Genomic DNA, 20,575 nt, shown 5'->3' on the forward strand with positions numbered 1-20,575 from the left:
GGTTCATGCTCGCATGGTCGACGCTTCTACGATGACGGGCATGCCCACCGGATCTCGACCGGCTCGACCGACGGGTTCGCGCCCGGGTCTGCGCCTGCTGGCCGTCCACGCCCACCCCGACGACGAGTCGAGCAAGGGCGCCGCGACGACGGCGCGGTACGTCGCCGAGGGGGTCGACGTCCACATCGTCACCTGCACCGGCGGCGAGCGGGGCTCGATCCTCAACCCGAAGATGGACCGCCCCGGGATCCTCGACAACATCCACGAGATCCGCCGCCAGGAGATGGAGCGGGCCCGCGACATCCTCGGCGTCACCCAGGACTGGCTCGGGTTCGTCGACTCCGGCTGGCCGGAGGGCGACCCCAAGCCGCCGCTGCCCGAGGGCTGCTTCGCGCTGGTGCCGCTCGAGGAGGCGGCGGCGCCGCTGATCCGGCTGGTCCGCAGCTTCCGGCCCCACGTGATGACGACGTACGACGAGAACGGCGGCTACCCGCACCCCGACCACATCAAGTGCCACGAGATCTCGGTCTTCGCGTTCGACAAGGCGGGCGACCCCGACTACGCCCCCGAGCTGGGCGAGCCGTGGCAGATCAGCAAGCTCTACTACCACCACTCCTGGAGCTACCAGCGGATGTCGGCGCTGCACGAGGCGATGCTCGAGCACGGCCTGGAGTCACCGTACGCCGAGCGCCTCGAGCAGTGGGAGCGCGACCCGGAGTGGGAGAAGCGGGTGACCACCCGGGTGCCCTGCGGCGACTACTTCGGCGTGCGCGACCAGGCCCTGCTGGCGCACGCGACCCAGATCGACCCGGACGGCTTCTGGTTCGCCATCCCGCGCGAGATCCAGCAGATGGTGTGGCCGACCGAGGACTACGAGCTGGTCAAGAGCCACGTGCCCAGCGAGCTGCCGGAGGACGACCTGTTCACCGGCGTCGACGTGGCAGTGGGACAATGACGCCATGGTTGTCGATCTGATTCTCGCCGCGCCCAAGGACGAGGACGTGGTGGCCGGTCCGATCGGCTTCGTCATCTTCATCGCACTGTGCCTCGCGGTCGCGTTCCTCGGCTGGAGCCTCAACAAGCACCTCAAGAAGGCCGACCGGGCCGCCGACGAGGGTGTCTACGGCGACCCGGTGCAGCCGGCCGTCGACAAGAAGGCCCCCGAGGACGACTGATGGTGGGCCTCGACCAGCTGCTCGGCTTCGGCGTCGCTGCGCTGGTCCTGATCGTGATCCCCGGCCCGAGCGTCGTCTTCGTGGTCGGCCGTGCCGTCTCCTACGGCCACCGGGTCGCGCTCGCCAGCGTGGTCGGCAACACGGCCGGGCTGTTCCTGGTCATGACGCTGGTCGCGGTCGGGCTCGGCGCGGTGGTGGCCGAGTCGATCGCGCTCTTCACCGTGATCAAGCTCCTCGGCGCGGCCTACCTGGTGTGGCTCGGCCTCCAGGCGCTCCGCCACCGCCGCGACATGAGGGTCGAGGACGGCGCCGTGCGGAGCCCGCTGACCTGGCGGCGCGCCGTGCGGCAGGGCTTCGTCGTCGGCGTCAGCAACCCCAAGGGCTTCCTGCTCTTCGCCGCGCTGCTGCCGCCGTTCATCGACCCGGACCGCAGCACGGTGCCGATGCAGATGTTCGTGCTCGGCACGGTCGCGGTGCTCCTCGGGCTCGTCTGCGACACCGTCTGGGCGCTCGTCGCCGGCCGCGCCCGCGAGTGGTTCGCCGGGTCGGCGCGCCGCGGCAGCGCGCTCGGCGCCATCGGCGGCACCTCGATGATCGGGCTCGGCATCGGCATGGCGCTCAGCGGTCACGAGAGCAGGTAGCCCGCCACCAGCGCGACGATCTCGTCGAGGATCTGGTCGCGGGTGATCGCCGGCTGGTCGAGGACCCACCGGACGGCGAGGTTCTCGATCGCCAGCACCGTCACCCAGGTCGACACCGACGGCACCGGTCGACGGCTGTGCTCGGGCCGGGCGAGGAGGTACGTCGCCGCCAGCTCGCCGACCCGGCGCTCGAGCGCGGCGCGCCGGGGGCCGCTCCGCGCCAGCGGCAGCTCCTCGGCGACGACCCGGAGCAGTGCACGGTCCGCCTCGAGGGCGGTGAGCAGGGCGTCGACGATGTCGCGGACGACCTCGATCCCGATACCGCCGATCCGCTCGGACATGGCGGCAGCGACCCGCTCGGCCGTCTCCTCGGTGTAGCGGTCGACCACCAGGTCGAGGATCGCGGACTTGTCCGGGAAGTACTGGTAGAGCGAGCCGGGGCTGATCCCGGCGGCCGCCGCGACCCGGTTGGTGGAGAACGCGTCGTAGCCGTCTTCGACGAGCACCTCGCGGCCGGCGGCGACGATCCGCTCGACCATCTGACGCGACCTGGCCTGCCGGGGTTGCTTCCGCATGACGCGAATTGTATGCGAGTGATCGCTCGCGTCACCATGGAGCATGGTCGCGATGCAGGACGAGTCACTGCCGGTGGGCGCCTTTCCCCAGCGGTTCCGCGAGGCCGAGGCGCGTGGCGTCCGGCTCGGCGTCCCGCTGCGGGTGATGGGCCGGGTCAAGGGCGTGGACGAGGAGCTGATGGACCGGGTCGGCCGCGCGTTCGGCGAGCGCGACGAGCTCGGCGCGGCGCTCGCGGACGCGATCCGCATGCGAGCAGGGCAGCCGGGACGGGTGTCGATGGAGCAGCTCCGTACGGCGCTCGCGGGCGGGCTCGCCGCCGTACCCGATGCGCCGCCGGCGCTCGTCTTGTTCCTCACCGAGGTCGAGCAGGTGCCGGACTGGGTGGACTGGGACCTGCTCGACGAGGGTGCCCTCGTCGCCCGCCGACTCGGCCAGAACGCCGCCGACGTCCTCACCCAGCTCTCGCTCATCGGCGGCTACCGCTTCGGCGGCCCTTCGGACCTGCTCGTCGCCACCGGCGGGCTGGTCGGCGACGACACCCGCCGCCGCCTCGGAGAGACCCAGAAGTGGGTCGTGGAGCTGACCCGGCCCGGCTCGCTGCGGCCGCCCGGCCATGGGGGAGACGGGCGGCCCGGCGGCGAGGCGTGGCGGCTCACCGTCCACGTCCGGGCGATGCACGCGCTCGTCAACGCCGCGTTCGAGCCCGGCTGGGACGTCGAGCGGTGGGGGCTGCCGATCAACCAGGCCGACCAGGCGTCCACGCTGATGCTCTTCGACGGGATCCTCGTGATCGGCTCCCGTGGGCTCGGGGTGCGCGTGAGCCGCCGCGAGTCGCGGGCGCTCATGCACCTGTGGAAGTACGTCGGCTGGCTGATGGGCGTCGCCGACGACTTCCTCGTCGACGACGAGTGGGAGCGCCACCGGCAGGCCTACCACGTGCTGCTCGCCCAGGCCGACGTCTCTGAGGCCGGCCCCCGGCTGGCGCAGGCGATCGTCGCGGCGCAGCGGCAGCGCCGCTACCCGGGCTGGCCGCGGCCGCTCCAGGTCCTGCGGGCGACGTACGAGCGCGAGCGCCTGCTCAGCATGCTCACGACGTTCCTCGGCCCGGGCAGCATGCGCGACCTCGGGCTGCCGCTGCGGCCGCCGTGGGCGCACGCCTACCTCTGGGTGCTCAACACGCTGCGCTACCGGGTGGTCGGACGGACCGCGTGGGGCCGTCGCCGGCTCCTGACGTGGGGCGACCGGGTCAGCCAGCGCCTGCTGGACAGCTACTTCGTCGACGAGGAGCAGGCGGTCGGGGAGCTGCGCCCCTGAGGCCGAGGTCGAGCAGCTGGTCGGCGACCGCGTCGGCGAGGTCCCGGTCGTGCGTGACCCAGAGCAAGGCGCAGTCCCGGTCGGCGAGCCCGGTCATCAGGCAGTCGGTCGTGGTCTCCTGCGTGACCAGGTCCAGTCGCGACGTCGCCTCGTCTGCGACCACGAGCGCCGGCCCCGGCAGCATCGCGCGGATGATGGCCAGCCGCTGGAGCTCGCCCCCCGAGACCTGGCCGGGGCGGCGCTCGAGGAGGTCCTCGGTCAGGCCGACGGCAGCGAGGAGTGAGCGCAGCCGCTCGGGCGGGACGTGGTGCCGCCCGAGGACGTCCGCAAGTGCGGTGCCCAGGCTCACCCGGGGCGGGAACGACGAGGCCGGGTCCTGGTAGAGCTTCTGGATCCGGCCGTCCCGGAGGGCCGGGGCGTGGTCGACGAGGCCGCGGTCGGGGCGGACCAGCCCCACGAGCACGTTGCCCAGGGTCGTCTTGCCGACCCCGCTGGGACCGCTGACCGCCCATCGCTCACCGGCCCGGATGGTCAGCGAGAGATCCTCGAAAAGGGGCTGGTCGCCGTACGCCTTGGCCAGACCGGTTGCCGTCACCAGCGGTGGCCCTGCCGGCTCCGGCGTCGAGGCCCGCATCCACGGCAGCTGCCAGCGGCTCGGCTCGGCGGCGACCAGCCGCCGGGTGTAGTCGTGCGTCGGCGCGCCCAGCACGTCGGCGACGGCGCCGCGCTCGACGATGGTCGCCTCGCGCATCACGAGCACGTCGCCGCCGAGCCGACGGGCCAGGCGCAGGTCGTGGGTGATGGTGAGCAGCGCGCCGCCGTCGGCGCAGTGCTCGAGGAGCAGGTCGGCGAGCTGGTCGAGCGCGACCGGGTCGAGACCCTTCGTGGGCTCGTCCACGATCAGCACGCGTGCGCCGCCGATGGTGGTCGCGGCGAACGCCACCCGCTGCGCCATGCCGCCGGACAGCTGGTGGGGGAACGCGCGACCCGCCCCGGAGAGACCCAGCCGCCCGAGAGCGGCGTCGGCGCGTGCGCCGGCGCCCCGGTCCCGCCACCGGAACCCCGGCACGCCCTCGGCGACCTGGCTGCGCACGCGCATCGTCGGGTCCAGTGCCGCGGCAGGCTCCTGCGGGAGGAGGGCGAGCTCGCGGCCCCAGAGGCTCCGACGACCCCGGAGGTCGCTGAGGTCGAAGCTGCGCGCGCCGAGCCGGAGCGCGCCGGTGACCTCGAGGTCGGCCGGCACGGTGCCCATGGCCGCGTGGGCGAGCAGGGACTTGCCCGAGCCGCTCTCGCCGATGATCGTCAGCGGCCGCCCGGGTGCGACGTCGACGTCGGCGACGTCGACGAGCAGGTTGCCGTGGTGGCGGACCCGGGCGCGGTCGATGGTCAGTGCGATCTCGCTCATGCGGTCTCCGTCCGGCGCAGGCCGAGGAAGCAGACGGTCAGGAGGAACAGCACGGTGACCGGTGCGAGCGACAGCCAGGGCGCCACGTCGTAGTAGGGGAAGGACTCGGTCACCATCAGGCCGAGCTCGGCGCGGGGCGGCTCGAGCCCGACCTTGACGAAGCCGAGGGTCGACATGGCCAGGATCGAGGTGACCATCCCGAGCGACGCGAGCGTGGTCAGCAGCGGCCGGAGGTCGGGCCACAGATGGCGGCGTACGACGTGCCGCCAGCCCAGGTCGAGGAGCCGAGCGGCCTCCACGGCGGGGGAGGCGAGGACGACGGCGGCGCGCGCCCGCACCACCCGGAAGTACTCCACCCACTGCGCCAGCGCGATGCCGACGTACAGCGCCCAGACACCGCCGTCGGCCGTCGCCGCGACCAGGAGCACGACGAGGAGGGCGGGCATCGCCACGAACACCTCGGACACCGACCGGAGGATGGTGTCGACCCAGGTGCCGCGCCAGGCGGCGAGGATCCCCGCGGCGGTGCCCACGACAAGCGCGGTGGCGACGCAGAGCGTGGCGAGCACGAGCGAGAGGCGGGTGGCGTGCGCGAGCCGGGAGAGGACACTTCGACCGTACTCGTCGCGGCCGAGCGGCTCGGCGAGGCTGGGCGCCTCGAGGTAGCGGTCGAGCGTCTGCGCGGCCGGGTCGGCGAGCAGCAGCGGTCCCACGACGGCGAAGAGCACGAGGCCGCCCAGGAGGACGGTGCTGACGCGGCGGGTGAGCACCGACGCGCGCGATCGGCGGGCAGGCCGCGCGGTCGCGCGCATCGGCTCGGAGAGCGTGGTCATGACATCGCCTCCTGTCGCCGCGGTCGGGGGTCGAGCCACAGCACCGTGAGGTCGACCAGGGTGTTGACGGCGACGACGAGCAGTGCGAGCACCAGCGCGGTGGCCTGGAGGACCGGGATGTCGCGCCAGAACACCGCGTGCACCAGGGCATGGCCGAGCCCCTGCCACGAGAAGAGGGCCTCCACCACGACCACGCCCTCGACCAGCACCACCGCCTGCACTCCGAGGTAGGGGACGAGCACCGCAGCCGCGTTCCGCGCTACGTGGCGCAGCAGGACCAGCCGATCGGTGAGCCCCTTGGTGTGGGCGAAGCGCACGTGGTCCGACTGCCGGGTCTCCACGACGGCGTCCCGGGCCACCCGGGCGATGAGTCCGGACAGTCCGAGGGCGAGGGTCAGTGCCGGCAGCACGATGGTGGTGGACCCGCCGTGTCCCGCCGACGGCAGGAGCCTCAGGTGGACCGACAGCACCACGATCAGGATGAGCCCGAGGAGGAACGCCGGCAGCGCCCGCACCAGGGCCACCCAGAGATCGGTGAGCCGGTCCACGACGCCGCCCGGTCGCAGGGCCGCGGCGGTGCCGAGCGGGCAGCCGATCACGACCGCGAGGAGCAGCGCGACCGCAGCGAGCTGAAGGGTTCCAATGAGGAAGTAGCCCACCTCGGAGAGGACCGGCTGGTGGGTCACCAGCGACCGGCCGAGGTCGAGCCGTCCCAGGTCGCCGAGCCAGCCCAGGAGCTGCTGCCAGGCAGGTCGGTCGAGACCGAGCTCCTCGCGGACGCCGGCCGCCGCGTCCGCGTCGACCAGGTCGTAGCCGTAGCGGCCGGCGGCGATGCGGTAGGCGACGTCGCCGGGCAGGCGCTGGACCACGATGAAGCACAAGCCGGAGACGAAGACGGCGACCCCGACTGCCTGCAGGGTCCGGCCGACGAGCTCAGGACGCCCACCGGGCCTCCGAGAGGTGCCAGGAGGTCTCGAGCGGATCCATCACGAAGCCGTCGACGTGGTCGCCGACCGCCGCGTTCATCCGGTACCAGGCGACCGGCATCAGCGGCAGCTGCTCCTGGGCGATCGTGGCGACGGTACGACGCAGCTCGGCCGCCCGCTCCTCCGTCGGGCCGGCGAGCAACCCATCGACGGCGGCGCTCATGTCGGGGTCGGACCAGTTGTGCACTCCCCAGTCGGATCCCTCGGGGGCGAAGGTGTCGGCGATCGTGACCAGCGGGTCGGACACGAGCGCGAAGTGGCGGGCGACCAGCGCGAGCTCGAGGGTGTCGTCGGCGTGCCGCACGGGGATCTCCGTCGAGTTGGTGACCTCGACCTCGATGTCGATGCCGACCTCCTTGGCGGAGGCCTGGATCGCCGTGGCCAGGGCCGGCAGCTCGGGCCGGTCGGGGTACGTGACGAGGCTCAGCCGCAGCGGCTCGCCGTCCTTCTCCAGGATGCCGTCGGACCCGGGCGTCCAGCCGGCCTCCTCCAGGAGCTCCCTCGCGGCCTCGACGTCGTGCTCCAGCGGCGCGAGGTCGGGCTGGTTCCAGGCGGTCAGCGACGGCGGGAGGAGCTGGGTGGCGGCGAGCTCGTGCTCGCGCAGCACCGCGTCTGCCATGGCCTCCCGGTCGAGCGCCATGCTCAGCGCACGCCGGACGGCCAGGTCGCCGAGGACGGGGTGCTCGTTGTTGACCTTGAGCAGGATGGTCCGCGGCTGGAGGGTCGAGACCAGCTCCACACCGTCCGCCGCCTCGACCTGCTGGCGGCCGGCAGGCTCGAGGTGGAACACCACGTCCGCCTGGTCACTCGCCGCCATCAGGGCGCGGGCCTCCGGTCGGGACACGGTCTGGTAGCTGACGTTCTCGATCTCCGGGGCCGTGCCGCGCCAGTCGTCGAACCGCGTCACCTCGATCGAGGCAGGAAGCTCGACCCGGTCGATCCGGTAGGGACCGGTCCCGATCATCTCCGCGACCCGGCCCTCGTCGTCGTACGCCGCCGGGGCGAGGATCATCGCGCTGTAGTGGGTGAGGATCGCGGGCAGGGTGAGGTAGCGCTCCGTGAGGTCGAACCGCAGGCCCGACTCCGTCGCCGAGATCTTCTCGATCGGTGCCTCCGCGAGCGGGCTGGCCTCGTCCTCGCGCACGGTGTCGAGCGCGTTGACGGCTGCTCCGGGGGTCAGCGGCGTGCCGTCGTGGAAGGTCACGCCGGGCACCAGCTCGAAGGTCCACGTCCGCCCGCCGCGAGCGGAAGCCCACTCAGAGGCAAGGCCCGGGGCCAGCTCGCCCTCGAGATCGGCGGTCACCAGGGTCTCGGCGACCTCCAACCGGGTGAAGAAGCCGCTGGTCGCCGTCGGCTCCAGGCTGTGGATCTCGAACGGGCCGGCGACCCGCAGCGTGTCGCTGTGGTGGTCCTCCGCCCGGCTCGTGCTGCATCCGGGGGCGAGCCCCAGGACCATCGCCACGGTGACTGCTGCGCTCGTGCGCCGAAACCTCTGCATCGTCCGCCTTCTCTCGTTGGTGGGCTGGACGATAATGAGAACCGTTCTCAAAAGACAAGTCGACGCCGCTGTCGGCGCGCTGTGGCAGATTTCGGGTCGTGCCCGAACGTCCCGACGTCCCTCTCGACTGGGTGGAGCGGCTGCGTGCCGTGTTCGAGGCCTTCCCCGAGTGCTACGAGGAGGCCGCGTGGACCGGTGTGCGCTGGCGGGTCGGCCAGGCGACCGTGGCGCACGTGTTCGGCGGTGAGGACCAGCTCTACCGGATCACGTTCCGCGCGGAGCCCGACGAGGTGCTCGCGTTCGAGCACCTCGGGGCGCCGTACTTCAAGGGCAGCTGGGGCGGCAACGTCGTCGGCATCCTGCTCGACGAGGACACCGACTGGGACGAGCTCGCCGAGCTGCTGACCGACTCCTACTGCGTGCAGGCGCCACAGCGACTCGCCGAGCTGGTGGAGCGGCCGGGCGCCTAGCCGGCCTCAGTCGTAGGTGTAGAAGCCCCGGCCGGTCTTCCGGCCGAGCAGCCCGGCGGACACCATCCGCAGGAGCAGCGGCGGGGGAGCGTAGAGCGGCTCCTTGAACTCCTCGTAGAGCGACTCCGCGACGGCCTTGACCGTGTCGAGGCCGATCAGGTCGGCCAGAGCGAGCGGCCCCTGCGGGTGGGCGGCGCCGAGCACCAGACCGTGGTCGATGTCCTCGGGCGTGGCGAAGCCCGACTCCATCATCCGGATCGCCGACAGGATGAACGGGATCAGCAGCGCGTTGACCACGAAGCCCGCGCGGTCCTGGCACAGGATCGCCTGCTTGCCCAGCTGCTGCTCGACGAACGCGCGGGACCGGGTCGTCGTCTCCTCCGACGTCATCAGGCTCGGGACCAGCTCGACCAGCTTGAGGACGGGGACCGGGTTGAAGAAGTGGATGCCGAGGATCTGCTGCGGCCGCTGCGTGACGACGGCGAGCTTCATGATCGGGATCGACGAGGTGTTGGACGCGAGGATCGCGTCGGGCGCGACGATCTTGTCGAGCTTCGCGAAGAGGTCGACCTTGGCGTCCTCGTTCTCGACGATCGCCTCGATGACGAGCTCGCGGTCGGCGAGCTCGTCGAGGTCGGTGCCGACGCGGACCTGCGCCAGCACGTCGTCGGGGTGGAGGATCTTGCCGCGCTCGGCCGCGCGTCGTACGGACTTCTCGATGCGTGCCCGGGCGGCCTCAGCAGCGGGTGCGTCCGACTCGACCACGAGCACGTCGCAGCCGGCGCGGGCGCACACCTCCGCGATGCCCGACCCCATCAGGCCGCCACCCACGACGCCGATCCGTTCCATCATGTGCGCATCCCATCCCTGTGATCTGCCCCCGCGCCGCCACGCTATTGGCTACTGGCGGGTCAGCAAACTCGCTCTTATCGGGCTCAGCCGTGCAGACCGTGGAAGAGCACGCCGGTCACGGCCGAAGCGAGCGTCTCCGGTGGGATCGGCCCGTCCGGGCGGTACCAGTCGACCAGCGAGTTGACCATGCCGAACACGAGACGGCTCACGATCTCCGGGTCCAGGTCGTCGCGCAGGTCGCCCTCGTCGACGGCCTGCTTGACCACCGTCGCGAGCCGCTCGTCGATGTGGCGCCGACGCTCGAGCGCCGCCTGCTCCAACGGGCTGTTGCCGCGGACCCGCAGAAGCAGGGTCACTGCCGGCAGGTGGGCGACGAGGATGTGGACGGCAGCCTGGACCGTGGCCTGCAACCGGTCGTAGGCGCGCTCGTCGCGGGTCGCGTCGGCAGCGGCGGCGACGGCCGCGTCGAGCCCGTCCAGGGCCTCGTCGAGGGCAGCCGCGAGGATCGCTTCCTTGCTGTCGAAGTGGTGGTAGATCGCCGACTTCGTGATCCCGAGGTCGACGGCGAGGTCGTTGATCGACGTGGCGTCGTAGCCCTGCCGGTTGAAGAGGTCGATCGCCCGCCGCAGGACCGTGTCCTGGTCGTAGCCCGGCCGTCCGCGCGGACGTCGTGCAGCCGGGGCGGCGGGCGCGGCAGTGACGTCAGGCATGCGCCTGATCGTCCCAGGTCTTCGCGACCAGGGTGAGCACGTCGTACGTCGCCACCGGGGCGTCGTCCTGGTTGGTGACGACCGCGTCCCACCGGACCTCGCCGTAGTCGGCGGAGGACCGGGGCGTGATCTGCTTGACGGTGAGCGTCACCCGGATGGTGTCCTCGGCCTTCACCGGCGTGAGGAACCGCAGGTTGTCGACACCGAAGTTGGCCAGCACCGGTCCCGGGTCGGGGTCGACGAAGAGGCCGGCGGCCAGCGAGACCACGAGGTACCCGTGGGCGACGATCCCGCCGAACAGCGGGTTGGCGGCCGCTGCTTCCGGGTCGGTGTGGGCGTAGAACGTGTCGCCGGTGAACTCCGCGAAGTGGTCGATGTCGGCGAGGCTGACCGTGCGCGGCTCGGACACGATGCTGTCGCCGATCCGCAGCTCCTGCAGGCTCTTGCGGAAGGGGTGCACGTCGTCGTCGCGCCGCTGGGAGCCGGTGGTCCAGCGGCCGGTGATCGCGGTGAGCATGTCGGGGGAGCCCTGGACCGCGGTGCGCTGCATGTGGTGGAGCACGCCGCGGATGCCGCCGAGCTCCTCGCCGCCACCGGCGCGTCCGGGACCGCCGTGCACCAGCACGGGAAGCGGGCTGCCGTGCCCGCCCGCCGCCGCAGCCTCGGCGGCGTCGTCGCGGTCGAGCACGAGGATCCGGCCGTGCCAGGGCGCCAGGCCCAGGGTGACGTCGCGCGCGAAGCCGGGGTCATGGGTCGCGACGGAGGCGACCAGGCTGCCCCTGCCGCGGGCGGCGAGCTCGACCGCCTCCTCGGTGGAGGAGTAGGGCAGCACCGTGGACACCGGGCCGAAGGGCTCGACGTCGTGTGGCTCGGCGGCACCGGGGTGGGCCTTGAGCAGCACCGGCGACATGAACGCGCCCCGCTCGGGGTCGGCGCCCACGACGTCGACACGGTCCGGGTCGCCGAAGACCACGTCGGAGCTGTTGCGCAGCGCCTCGATCGCCTTCCGCACCTCGTCGCGCTGGGCGAGGCTCGCGAGAGCGCCCATCCGCACGGACTCGTCGGCAGGGTCGCCGACGGTGATCTTGGCGAGGCGCGCGCTGATCGCCTCGACGACGGCGTCGGTCATCGGTGCCGGGACGATCGTCCTGCGGATCGCGGTGCACTTCTGGCCGGCCTTCACCGTCATCTCGGTGACGACGCTCTTCACGAAGAGGTCGAACTCCGGGTCCTCGGTCTTCACGTCGGGCCCCAGGATCGAGCAGTTGAGGGAGTCCGCCTCGACCCCGAGGCGGACGCCGCGGTGGAGGACCGCGCGATGGTTGCGCAGGATCTCGCCGGTGTGGGCGGACCCGGTGAACGCCACGGAGTCCTGCTCGCCGAGCTCGTCGAGGAGCGTGCCTGCGCTGCCGCAGACCAGCTGGAGGCTGCCCTCTGGGAGGATCCCGGACTCGAGGATGCGCCGGACCACGGCCTCGGTGAGGTACGCCGTCTGGCTGGCCGGCTTCACGATGCTGGGCAGCCCTGCGAGGAACGCCGGCGCGAGCTTCTCGAGCATGCCCCAGACCGGGAAGTTGAAGGCGTTGATCTGCACGGCGACGCCCGTGCGCGACGTGTGGATGTGCTGACCGACGAAGGTCCCGCCGCGACCGAGCGCCTCGGTCCCGCCGTCGAGCACGACGGTGTCGTTGGGCAGCTCGCGGGCGCCCTTGCTCGCGTAGGAGAACAGGGTGCCGATGCCGCCGTCGATGTCGACCATCGAGTCGCGCCGGGTGGCACCGGTGTGGCGGGAGACCTCGTAGAACTCGTCCTTGTGCTGGCCGAGGTGCTTGGCGAGCGCCTTCAGCAGTCCGGCGCGCTCGTGGAAGGTCAGCCGTCGTACGGCGGGACCGCCGACCTCGCGCCCGTAGGACACCAGGGCGGCGTGGTCGAGCCCTCGGCTCGAGACCCGGGCGACCTCCTCGCCGGTGACCGCGTCGAGGACCGGCTCGCCCTCGTCCTGCGCGCGGAACCAGCTGCCCGCGACATAGCTCTCCAGCAGTGCGCTCACGGTTGCGCTTCCTTCCGATGGGGGTCGGGGCGGGCCGTTGCGCGACCCGGATGCGTGTGCCACAGTATTACAGAACGTTCGGTCAGTAAATAGTCGTTGTCGCCCTGGAGGTGCCCATGTCGTCCGCCGTCGCGGAACCCGAGCTCGCCGCGCAGTTCGAGGCGACCGTCCGCCGCAAGGACCGCATCGAGCCGCGCGACTGGATGCCCGACGCCTACCGGAAGACCGTGGTGCGGCAGGTCGCCCAGCACGCGCACTCGGAGATCATCGGCATGCAGCCGGAGGGCGCCTGGATCGGCCGCGCGCCGTCGCTGCGGCGCAAGGCGACCCTGCTGGCCAAGGTGCAGGACGAGGCCGGCCATGGGCTCTACCTGTACTCCGCCACGGAGACGCTCGGCGTCTCCCGGCAGCACCTGACCGAGATGCTCATCGCCGGGAAGCAGAAGTACTCCTCGATCTTCAACTACCCGGCGCTGTCGTACGCCGACGTCGGCACCATCGGGTGGCTGGTCGACGGCGCTGCGATCTGCAACCAGGTGCCGCTGTGCCGCACGTCGTACGGGCCCTACGGACGGGCGATGATCCGGATCTGCAAGGAGGAGTCCTTCCACCAGCGGCAGGGCTACGAGCTGCTGATGACGATGATGCGCGGCACCGACGAGCAGCGGGCGATGGTGCAGGAGTCGGTCGACCGCTTCTGGTGGCCGGCGCTGATGATGTTCGGCCCGCCCGACGACGCGTCGCCGAACACCGAGCAGTCGATGGCGTGGGGGATCAAGACCCATACCAACGACGAGCTGCGGCAGCGGTTCGTCGACATGACCGTGCCTCAGGCCGAGGCGCTGGGCGTCACCCTGCCCGACCCCGACCTGGTGTGGAACGAGGAGCGCGGCGCGCACGACTTCGGCCAGCCGGACTGGGACGAGTTCTGGGACGTCGTGAAGGGCAGCGGTCCGTGCAACGCGCAGCGCATCGCCCACCGCAAGCGCGCGTGGGACGAGGGCGCCTGGGTGCGCGAGGCCGCGGTGGCCTTCGCGAACGCGAACGACGAGGAGGTGCCGGCATGAGCGACGTCCGGGGCGAGTGGCCGCTCTACGAGGTCTTCGTCCGTGGCAAGCGCGGCCTCAACCACGTCCACGTCGGCTCGCTGCACGCACCCGACGACGAGATGGCCGTGCGCCACGCCCGCGACGTCTACACCCGCCGCAACGAGGGCGTCTCGATCTGGGTGGTCCGCTCCGACGAGATCACCGCGTCGAGCCCGGACGAGAAGGACCCGCTGTTCGCGCCGAGCGGCGACAAGGTCTACCGGCACCCGACGTTCTACGACATCCCCGACGACGTGCCTCACATGTGAATCTCGACAGGCTCGATCACCAAGGAAGACGCGATCACCAGGAAAGACCCGATGGCTGAAGTCCACACCCACGAAGCCGACGACCACGACTCGGCGTACGCCGGCCTGCTCGTCAACGACGCCCACTGGGCTTTCGGCACCGACTTCGAGGACCCGCTGGCCGGCGTCGACACCACGGTCCCCGAGGGGGTCGACGCGCAGGAGCTGGCGGCGTACTGCCTCCAGCTGGGCGACGACGCGCTGATCCTTTCCCAAAGGCTCTCGGAGTGGTGCAGCCGCGCCCCCGACCTGGAGGAGGACATCGCGCTGGCCAACATCGCGCTGGACCTGCTCGGCCAGGCGCGGTTGCTCCTGGCCAGGGCGGCGGCAGCCGACCCGTCGTTGGTGCCGGCCCTGCCGGAGGGGTCCCCGGTGCCGCCGGAGGACGCGCTGGCGTTCTTCCGCAGCGACCGCGAGTTTCGCAACGTCTGCCTGGTCGAGCTCCCCAACGGCGACTTCGCCGAGACGATCTGCCGGGTCCTGGTGTTCTCGACCTACCGGCTCGCGCTCTTCCAGCGGCTCACCGCGCACCCCGACGCCGTCCTGCGCGCGGTCGCGGTGAAGGGCCTGAAGGAGCTGGCCTACCACCGCGACTTCGCGGGCCGGTGGTTCCTCACCCTGGCGCGCGGGACCGAGGAGTCCCGGCGGCGCCTCGAGGCGGCGCTGGCTCAGGTCTGGGCCTACCGCCACGAGCTCGGGGACGACCAGGATGCCGAGGTCGTGCTCGAGCAGGTGCTGGCCACCAGCGGCGTCGCAGCGCCCGGCGTACGACCCGTCTCGACCGTGGGCGGGCACACCGAGCACCTGAGCCGGCTGCTGGCCGAGATGCAGGTCGTGGCCCGTGCGCACCCGATGGGGCTCTGGTGAGCACCCTGGAGCAGGCGCGGGCGGTGGCGGCCTCGGTCGTCGACCCCGAGCTGCCGATGCTCACGCTGCACGACCTCGGGGTGCTGCGGGAAGTCGCCCTGGACGACGACGGCGCGGTCGTCGTGGCCATCACGCCGACGTACTCCGGCTGCCCGGCGATGGCGACGATGCGCGACGACCTGGTCCGGACGCTGCGGGACGCGGGGTTCGGCGACGCCCGGGTGCGGGTCACCCTCGACCCGGCGTGGACCACCGACTGGATCACCCCGGAGGGCAGGGCGGCGCTGACCGAGGCCGGGATCTCGCCCCCGGGGCCTGCGCCCCGTCGCGAGGAGTCGGTCACCCTCCAGCTGGCGCCGACCCGGCGTTCGGTCCGGTGCCCGCGGTGCGGGGCCGACGACGTCGCGCTGACCTCGGAGTTCGGGTCGACCGCCTGCAAGGCGATGTACCGGTGCCGGGCGTGCCTCGAGCCGTTCGACCACGTGAAGGAGATCTGACGTGACCGCGACCCTCGCCCCCGACCGGGCGGCCCGGACCGCCTTCCACGCCCTCACCGTCACCGACGTCCAGCGGCTGACCGACGACTCGGTGGCGGTCACGTTCGCCGTACCGGACGACCTGCAGGAGACCTTCGCCTTCGAGGCCGGCCAGTCGCTGACCCTCCGCCGCACGATCGACGGCGTCGAGCACCGGCGGACGTACTCCATCTGCTCGCCCGTCGGGTCCCCTCCGCGGATCGGTGTCCGCGAGATCCCCGGCGGCCTGTTCTCCTCGTGGCTCGTTCACCAGGTGCGCCCGGGCGACCGGATCGAGGTGCAGCCGCCGAGCGGCAGCTTCCGCGCCGATCCCGCCGCGGGCGGCCGGCACCTGTGCATCGCGGCCGGCTCCGGGATCACGCCGATGCTGTCGATCGCCGCGTCGGTGCTGGCCAACCCGCAGGCGCACGTGACGCTCCTCTACGGCAACCGGGCTACGACGTCGGTGATGTTCGCCGAGGAGCTGTCCGACCTCAAGGACGTCCACCACCACCGCTTCGACCTGGTGCACGTCCTGTCCCGGGAGCCGCGCGACGTCGAGCTGTTCTCCGGGCGGCTGGACGCCGACCGGCTCCGCGACCTCCTGACGCTCCTGGTGCCCCTCGCCGACATGGACCACGTCTGGCTGTGCGGGCCGTTCGGCATGCTGGCGGACGCACGAGCGGTCCTGGAGGAGCTGGGGGTCCCGGCGGAGAAGGTGCACTTCGAGCTCTTCTATGTCGACGAGCCGCCCCCGCAGCTCCGGCACGCCGACCGCGTCGTCGACGGGGTGACGAGCGAGGTGACCGTCACCCTCGACGGGCGTACGACGACCACGCCGATGGAGCGGGCCAAGTCCATCCTCGACTCCGCCCAGGAGATCCGGAGCGACCTGCCGTTCGCCTGCAAGGGCGGGGTCTGCGGCACCTGCCGCGCCAAGGTCTGCGACGGCGAGGTCGACATGGTCCGCAACTACGCGCTCGAGCCCGACGAGGTCGAGCGCAACTTCGTGCTCACCTGCCAGACCTACCCCGTCAGCCCTGCAGTCACCGTCGACTTCGACGCCTGAGAGCCGCGCAAGGAGACCTATGTCCGAGGCATTCATCCTCGACGGCGTACGCACGCCGATCGGCCGGCACGCCGGTGCGCTGGCCGGCGTACGCCCTGACGACCTCGCCGCGCTCGTGGTCCGCGCCGTCGTCGACAGGAGCGGCATCGACCCGGCCGACATCGACGAGGTCGTGCTCGGCGCCGCCAACCAGGCCGGCGAGGACAACCGCAATGTCGCCCGGATGGCCACGCTGTTGGCCGGCCTGCCCGACAGCGTCCCCGGGTTCACCGTCAACCGACTGTGCGCCTCCGGGCTCACGGCGATCACCACGGCCCGGCAGATGATCGCCTCGGGTGACGCCGACGTCGTCGTCGCGGGTGGCGTGGAGTCGATGACCCGCGCGCCGTGGGTCACCGAGAAGCCCGCGCGGGCCTGGGCGAAGCCCGGCCGGACCTGGGACACCTCGATCGGCTGGCGGTTCCCCAACCCGGCGTTCGACGCCGACACCACGATCACGATGCCGCAGACCGCGGAGCGGGTCGCCGAGCGATGGGCACTGGCCCGGGAGGAGCTCGACGCGTTCGCGCTGCGGTCGCACCAGCGGGCGGTGGCGGCCCAGAAGGACGGGCACTTCGACGCCGAGCTGGTCGCGGTCGGCGAGACGACCCAGGACGAGGGGCCGCGCGCCGACACCACGGCGGAGAAGCTGGCACAGCTCCGCCCGATCCACGGGCCGGGCGGCGTCATCACGGCGGGCAACTCCAGCCCGCTCAACGACGGCGCCGCGGCCGTCGTGCTCGTGAGCGAGGCGTACGCCGCGCGGCACGGTCTGCAGCCACGGGCGCGGGTCGTCGCCGGGGCCAGCGCCGGGGTCGCCCCCGACATCATGGGCATCGGACCGGTGCCGGCCACCCGCAAGGTGCTCGCCCGCGCCGGCTGGTCGGTGGCCGACCTCGACTCCGTCGAGCTCAACGAGGCCTTCGCCTCGCAGTCGCTCGCGTGCGTGCGGGACCTCGGCCTCGACGAGGAGGTCGTCAACCCGGACGGGGGCGCGATCGCGCTGGGGCACCCGCTCGGCTGCTCGGGAACGCGGATCACGGTCACCCTGCTGCACCGGCTGGAGCGCACCGGTGGGCGCCGCGGCCTGGCCACGATGTGCGTGGGCGTCGGCCAGGGCTCCGCGCTGCTGCTGGAGCGGCCGTGACCGGGCCGGTGCTCGTCGAGGAGCACGACGACCGGGTCGTGCTCCGGCTCGACCGGCCCGAGGTCCGCAACGCCATCGACCACGCAACCGTCGACGCGCTCCACGAGGCCTGCCGGTTGCTGGAGGACGAGCCGCGGGTGGCGATGGTCATCGGGTCCGGCGGCACGTTCGCCGCCGGTGCCGACATCGTCCAGCTCCGCGAGCGGCGGCGCGACGACGCCCTCGCCGGCATCAACTCCGGCGTCTTCGACCGGATCGCCCGGCTGCCGATGCCCGTGATCGCCCTCGTCGACGGCTACGCGCTCGGCGGGGGAGCAGAGCTCGCCTACGCCTGCGACTTCCGGATCGGCACCCCGGCCACGCGGATCGGCAACCCCGAGCCCGGGCTGGGGATCCTCGCCGCGGCCGGGGCGACGTGGCGGCTGCGCGAGCTGGTGGGGGAGCCGCTCGCCAAGGAGATCCTGCTCGCCGGGCGGGTCCTCGGGGCCGACGAGGCGCTCGCCGTACGACTGCTCAACGAGGTCGTCCCGGCGGAGGACCTGGAGGCCGCCGGCCACCGGCTGGCCGACCGGATCGCCGCCCAGGCGCCGCTCGCCGTACGCCTCACCAAACGGGCGTTCCACGCCCCGCGGGAGGCGCACCCGCTCATCGACGACATCGCCCAGGCGGTGCTCTTCGAGACCCAGGACAAGCACGAGCGGATGACCGCGTTCCTCGAGCGGCGCTCGAAGCCGGAGAAGGAGAAGTGATGACCGTGGCCCCGCTGCCGCAGGCGATCGGCGTGTACGGCGGAGGCCGGATGGGCGCCGGGATCGCCCATGCGTTCGCCGTCGCAGGGGCCTCCGTGACGGTCGTCGAGAGCGACGAGGAGGCGGCGGTCGCGGCGCGGGACCGGGTCGCGAAGAGCCTGGGCCGAGCGGTCGAGAAGGGCGTGGCCGTGGTCGGCTCGGTGGAGGTCGTGACCGACCCCGACCGGCTCCGTCCGACGGGCCTGGTCGTCGAGGCGGTCCCGGAGCTGGTCGACCTCAAGCGCGAGGTGCTGGCCCGGATCGCCGCCGTAGCGCCGGAGGCGGTGGTCGGCACCAACACCAGCTCGCTGTCCATCGACCAGCTGGCGGACGCGCTGCCCGACCCCTCCCGCCTGGTGGGCCTCCACTTCTTCAACCCGGTCCCGGTCAGCGACCTGGTCGAGGTCGTCGTGGGCAGGCGGACGTCGCCGGCGCTCGTCGCCGATGCCCAGGCCTGGGTCGCGGCGCTCGGCAAGACCGCGATCACCGTGCGGGACTCACCGGGCTTCGCCAGCAGCCGCCTCGGGGTCGCGATCGCGCTGGAGGCGGTGCGGATGCTCGAGGAGGGCGTCGCGAGCGCAGCGGACATCGACACCGCGATGACGCTCGGCTACCGACACCCCGTCGGACCGCTGCGGACGACCGACATCGTCGGTCTCGACGTGAGACTGTCGATCGCCGAGCACCTCGAGCGCGAGCTCGGTCCGCGGTTCGCGCCGCCGGCCCTGCTGCGCGAGAAGGTCGCGGCCGGCGAGCTGGGCCGCAAGACCGGACAAGGGTTCTACTCGTGGTAACCACCCTGCAGGAGGAACGATGACCGACCAACCCGTGCTCGTCGACCGCGCCGACGCGGTCGCGACCGTCACCCTCAACCGACCCGACCGCCGCAACGCGTTGACCGTCGAGGTCAAGGAGGCGCTGGTGACGGCGCTGGCGGGGATAGCCGAGGACACCGACGTCAGGGCCGTGGTGCTCACCGGCTCCGGGTCGGCGTTCTGCGTCGGGCAGGACCTCGGCGAGCACGCCGACGCGCTCGAGGAGGACCCGGCCACGGCGTTCGACACCGTCGTCCAGCACTACACGCCGATCGTCACCGCGCTCGCGACGATGCCGAAGCCGGTGGTCGCCGCGGTCAACGGCACCTGCGTCGGCGCCGGGCTCGGGTTCGCGCTCGCGTGCGACCTGCGGGTGTTCGCCGCCGGTGCCACGCTCGGTACGGCGTTCACGGCGATCGGTCTCACCTGCGACTCCGGGCTGGCCAGCACCCTGCCGCGTGCGGTCGGCGAGGCCCGCGCCCGGGAGCTGGTGCTCCTGGGCCGCAACTTCACGCCGGAGGAGGCGGTGACATGGGGGATCGCCGGCCAGGTCGTCCCGGTCGACGACGTGGCGGCGACCGCTGCGGAGACCGCCGCCCGGCTCGCCGCCGGCCCCACGCTCGCCTACGCCGAGTCGAAGCGGCTGCTGGCCGTCGGTCTCGACCGGAGCCTGGCCGACACCCTCGGCGAGGAGGCGGTGGCCCAGGCGCGCTGCGGCGCCAGCCAGGACCACGCCGGCGCCGTCACGGCCTTCCTCAACCGGGAGCGGCCGACGTTCGCCGGCGAGTAGGACGTCAGTCGTTCTCGACCCGGAAGTCGGGCGCGCCGCCGACGCAGGTCGCGTGGACCTCGGTCTCGCGGTCGCCGTCCGTCGAGCGGAACCTCACCTCGAGCTCACGGCCGCTGTGGCGGGTGTTGGTGTCGATCTCGTAGCCGTCGGCGGGGCTCGCCCCGTCGAGCCGCAGGTCGTCCCCGGTGCAGGAGACCCGGACCACGCCGGCCTCGCCCTGCCAGGTGCTCGAACGGCTGACGGGCGCAGCCTCCGACGTCGCGTCGCCCGACGGCGGGGGAGGAGGGACGATCGTCTGCGGGGCGGTTGTGGCGACCGTCGGCGCGGTCGAGGGGCCGGCGCCGGGCGTGTCCTCGGACGGGCCGCCGGGCGGCGTCGTTCGGGGTGTGCGGGTGCTCCGGGGGTCCCGGGGCGTCCGGTCGTCCGAGGGGGCGGTCGTGGTCGCCGACGGTGTCAGTCCGTCGGGTGCCGGCTCGGCGAGGACCTCCTCGCCCGCGGAGTCGATCACCCACCACGTCACGAGCGCGACGACGGCGACGACGCCCGCCCAGGCGAGCCCCGCCGAGATCCACCACGGTCTTCTCATCGGCCCCATTGTCCCGTCTGCTCGCGAGCGCGGGGGCGTTCCCGTACCTTCGC

The 20,575-nt window shown here is 72.5% G+C and carries 23 protein-coding genes; 14 read left to right on the plus strand and 9 right to left on the minus strand.

Annotated features, from left to right (window positions below; translation table 11 throughout):
- Positions 1-31 precede the first annotated feature (31 nt).
- From mca to F0U47_RS17150, 3 genes are read left to right on the plus strand one after another with little or no spacing between them, the layout of a single operon-like run.
- A complete protein-coding gene (gene mca, locus F0U47_RS17140; protein WP_438362082.1) occupies positions 32-955 on the plus strand; it encodes a mycothiol conjugate amidase Mca in 924 nt (307 codons plus the stop codon).
- Positions 956-959: 4 nt separating this feature from the next.
- On the plus strand, positions 960-1,175 hold the full coding sequence (locus F0U47_RS17145) for a hypothetical protein (RefSeq protein WP_149751678.1): 216 nt from the start codon (positions 960-962) through the stop codon (positions 1,173-1,175).
- On the plus strand, positions 1,175-1,816 hold the full coding sequence (locus F0U47_RS17150; protein ID WP_149751679.1) for a LysE family translocator: 642 nt from the start codon (positions 1,175-1,177) through the stop codon (positions 1,814-1,816). The genes F0U47_RS17145 and F0U47_RS17150 overlap by 1 nt, the downstream gene beginning before the upstream one ends.
- On the opposite strand, the gene F0U47_RS17155 is transcribed toward F0U47_RS17150, so the two are convergent.
- The gene (locus tag F0U47_RS17155) at positions 1,801-2,391 is read right to left on the minus strand and encodes a TetR/AcrR family transcriptional regulator (RefSeq protein ID WP_223162810.1); all 591 of its coding nucleotides are present in this window, start codon (positions 2,389-2,391) and stop codon (positions 1,801-1,803) included. The two genes, F0U47_RS17150 and F0U47_RS17155, sit on opposite strands and share 16 nt — an antisense overlap.
- A 52-nt stretch (positions 2,392-2,443) precedes the next feature.
- Here F0U47_RS17155 and F0U47_RS17160 point away from each other — a divergent pair, with 52 nt between their 5' ends.
- Positions 2,444-3,706 (plus strand): oxygenase MpaB family protein, encoded by a 1,263-nt coding sequence (locus F0U47_RS17160; RefSeq protein ID WP_223162811.1) that lies wholly within the window; start codon positions 2,444-2,446, stop codon positions 3,704-3,706.
- Here F0U47_RS17160 and F0U47_RS17165 read toward each other — a convergent pair.
- Genes F0U47_RS17165 through F0U47_RS17180 form a run of 4 tightly spaced genes read right to left on the minus strand, consistent with a single transcriptional unit; the run spans position 3,639 to position 8,428 of the window.
- Positions 3,639-5,111: an ABC transporter ATP-binding protein gene (locus F0U47_RS17165; RefSeq protein ID WP_149751680.1), complete on the minus strand. Its 1,473-nt coding sequence runs from the start codon at positions 5,109-5,111 to the stop codon at positions 3,639-3,641. The two genes, F0U47_RS17160 and F0U47_RS17165, sit on opposite strands and share 68 nt — an antisense overlap.
- A complete protein-coding gene (locus F0U47_RS17170; RefSeq protein ID WP_149751681.1) occupies positions 5,108-5,944 on the minus strand; it encodes an ABC transporter permease in 837 nt (278 codons plus the stop codon). The genes F0U47_RS17165 and F0U47_RS17170 overlap by 4 nt, the downstream gene beginning before the upstream one ends.
- The gene (locus F0U47_RS17175) at positions 5,941-6,825 is read right to left on the minus strand and encodes an ABC transporter permease (protein WP_223162812.1); all 885 of its coding nucleotides are present in this window, start codon (positions 6,823-6,825) and stop codon (positions 5,941-5,943) included. The genes F0U47_RS17170 and F0U47_RS17175 overlap by 4 nt, the downstream gene beginning before the upstream one ends.
- Before the next feature lie 52 nt (positions 6,826-6,877).
- Positions 6,878-8,428: an ABC transporter substrate-binding protein gene (locus F0U47_RS17180; protein ID WP_149751683.1), complete on the minus strand. Its 1,551-nt coding sequence runs from the start codon at positions 8,426-8,428 to the stop codon at positions 6,878-6,880.
- Between the two features lie 98 nt (positions 8,429-8,526).
- Here F0U47_RS17180 and F0U47_RS17185 point away from each other — a divergent pair, with 98 nt between their 5' ends.
- Positions 8,527-8,898 (plus strand): MmcQ/YjbR family DNA-binding protein, encoded by a 372-nt coding sequence (locus F0U47_RS17185; protein ID WP_149751684.1) that lies wholly within the window; start codon positions 8,527-8,529, stop codon positions 8,896-8,898.
- Between the two features lie 6 nt (positions 8,899-8,904).
- Here the strand turns inward: F0U47_RS17185 and F0U47_RS17190 are convergent, their stop codons facing one another.
- From F0U47_RS17190 to paaZ, 3 genes are all read right to left on the minus strand, one after another.
- Entirely contained in the window at positions 8,905-9,747 is an 843-nt protein-coding gene (locus tag F0U47_RS17190; RefSeq protein WP_149751741.1) for a 3-hydroxybutyryl-CoA dehydrogenase, read from the minus strand.
- An 86-nt stretch (positions 9,748-9,833) separates the two neighbouring features.
- Positions 9,834-10,460 carry a TetR/AcrR family transcriptional regulator gene (locus F0U47_RS17195; RefSeq protein WP_149751685.1) on the minus strand — a complete coding sequence of 209 codons (627 nt, stop codon included), beginning with the start codon at positions 10,458-10,460 and terminating at the stop codon, positions 9,834-9,836.
- Entirely contained in the window at positions 10,453-12,510 is a 2,058-nt protein-coding gene (gene paaZ / locus F0U47_RS17200) for a phenylacetic acid degradation bifunctional protein PaaZ (RefSeq protein WP_149751686.1), read from the minus strand. The genes F0U47_RS17195 and paaZ overlap by 8 nt, the downstream gene beginning before the upstream one ends.
- 116 nt (positions 12,511-12,626) lie before the next feature.
- On the opposite strand from paaZ, the gene paaA reads away from it, so the two are divergent.
- Genes paaA through F0U47_RS17245 form a run of 9 tightly spaced genes read left to right on the plus strand, consistent with a single transcriptional unit; the run spans position 12,627 to position 19,936 of the window.
- The gene (gene paaA / locus F0U47_RS17205) at positions 12,627-13,577 is read left to right on the plus strand and encodes a 1,2-phenylacetyl-CoA epoxidase subunit PaaA (RefSeq protein WP_149751687.1); all 951 of its coding nucleotides are present in this window, start codon (positions 12,627-12,629) and stop codon (positions 13,575-13,577) included.
- Positions 13,574-13,867 (plus strand): 1,2-phenylacetyl-CoA epoxidase subunit PaaB, encoded by a 294-nt coding sequence (gene paaB, locus F0U47_RS17210; protein WP_149751688.1) that lies wholly within the window; start codon positions 13,574-13,576, stop codon positions 13,865-13,867. The genes paaA and paaB overlap by 4 nt, the downstream gene beginning before the upstream one ends.
- Before the next feature lie 51 nt (positions 13,868-13,918).
- On the plus strand, positions 13,919-14,773 hold the full coding sequence (gene paaC, locus F0U47_RS17215; RefSeq protein ID WP_149751689.1) for a 1,2-phenylacetyl-CoA epoxidase subunit PaaC: 855 nt from the start codon (positions 13,919-13,921) through the stop codon (positions 14,771-14,773).
- Positions 14,770-15,270 carry a 1,2-phenylacetyl-CoA epoxidase subunit PaaD gene (paaD, locus tag F0U47_RS17220; RefSeq protein ID WP_246159676.1) on the plus strand — a complete coding sequence of 167 codons (501 nt, stop codon included), beginning with the start codon at positions 14,770-14,772 and terminating at the stop codon, positions 15,268-15,270. The genes paaC and paaD overlap by 4 nt, the downstream gene beginning before the upstream one ends.
- 1 nt (position 15,271) lies before the next feature.
- Positions 15,272-16,357: a 1,2-phenylacetyl-CoA epoxidase subunit PaaE gene (gene paaE / locus F0U47_RS17225; RefSeq protein WP_149751690.1), complete on the plus strand. Its 1,086-nt coding sequence runs from the start codon at positions 15,272-15,274 to the stop codon at positions 16,355-16,357.
- 19 nt (positions 16,358-16,376) lie between these two features.
- Entirely contained in the window at positions 16,377-17,543 is a 1,167-nt protein-coding gene (locus F0U47_RS17230) for a thiolase family protein (protein ID WP_149751691.1), read from the plus strand.
- Positions 17,540-18,292, plus strand: coding sequence for an enoyl-CoA hydratase/isomerase family protein (locus tag F0U47_RS17235; protein WP_223162813.1), 753 nt, complete (start codon positions 17,540-17,542; stop codon positions 18,290-18,292). Before F0U47_RS17230 ends, F0U47_RS17235 begins: the two co-directional genes overlap by 4 nt.
- Positions 18,292-19,125, plus strand: a complete 834-nt coding sequence (locus F0U47_RS17240) for a 3-hydroxyacyl-CoA dehydrogenase family protein (protein ID WP_149751693.1) — start codon at positions 18,292-18,294, stop codon at positions 19,123-19,125. The genes F0U47_RS17235 and F0U47_RS17240 overlap by 1 nt, the downstream gene beginning before the upstream one ends.
- A gap of 19 nt (positions 19,126-19,144) precedes the next feature.
- Positions 19,145-19,936 (plus strand): enoyl-CoA hydratase/isomerase family protein, encoded by a 792-nt coding sequence (locus F0U47_RS17245; RefSeq protein ID WP_149751694.1) that lies wholly within the window; start codon positions 19,145-19,147, stop codon positions 19,934-19,936.
- Between the two features lie 4 nt (positions 19,937-19,940).
- Here the strand turns inward: F0U47_RS17245 and F0U47_RS17250 are convergent, their stop codons facing one another.
- Positions 19,941-20,522: a hypothetical protein gene (locus F0U47_RS17250; protein WP_149751695.1), complete on the minus strand. Its 582-nt coding sequence runs from the start codon at positions 20,520-20,522 to the stop codon at positions 19,941-19,943.
- Between the last annotated feature and the right edge of the window lie 53 nt (positions 20,523-20,575).

Origin of the sequence: Nocardioides antri (assembly GCF_008373765.1) — a bacterium.
Classification (GTDB): domain Bacteria; phylum Actinomycetota; class Actinomycetes; order Propionibacteriales; family Nocardioidaceae; genus Nocardioides; species Nocardioides antri.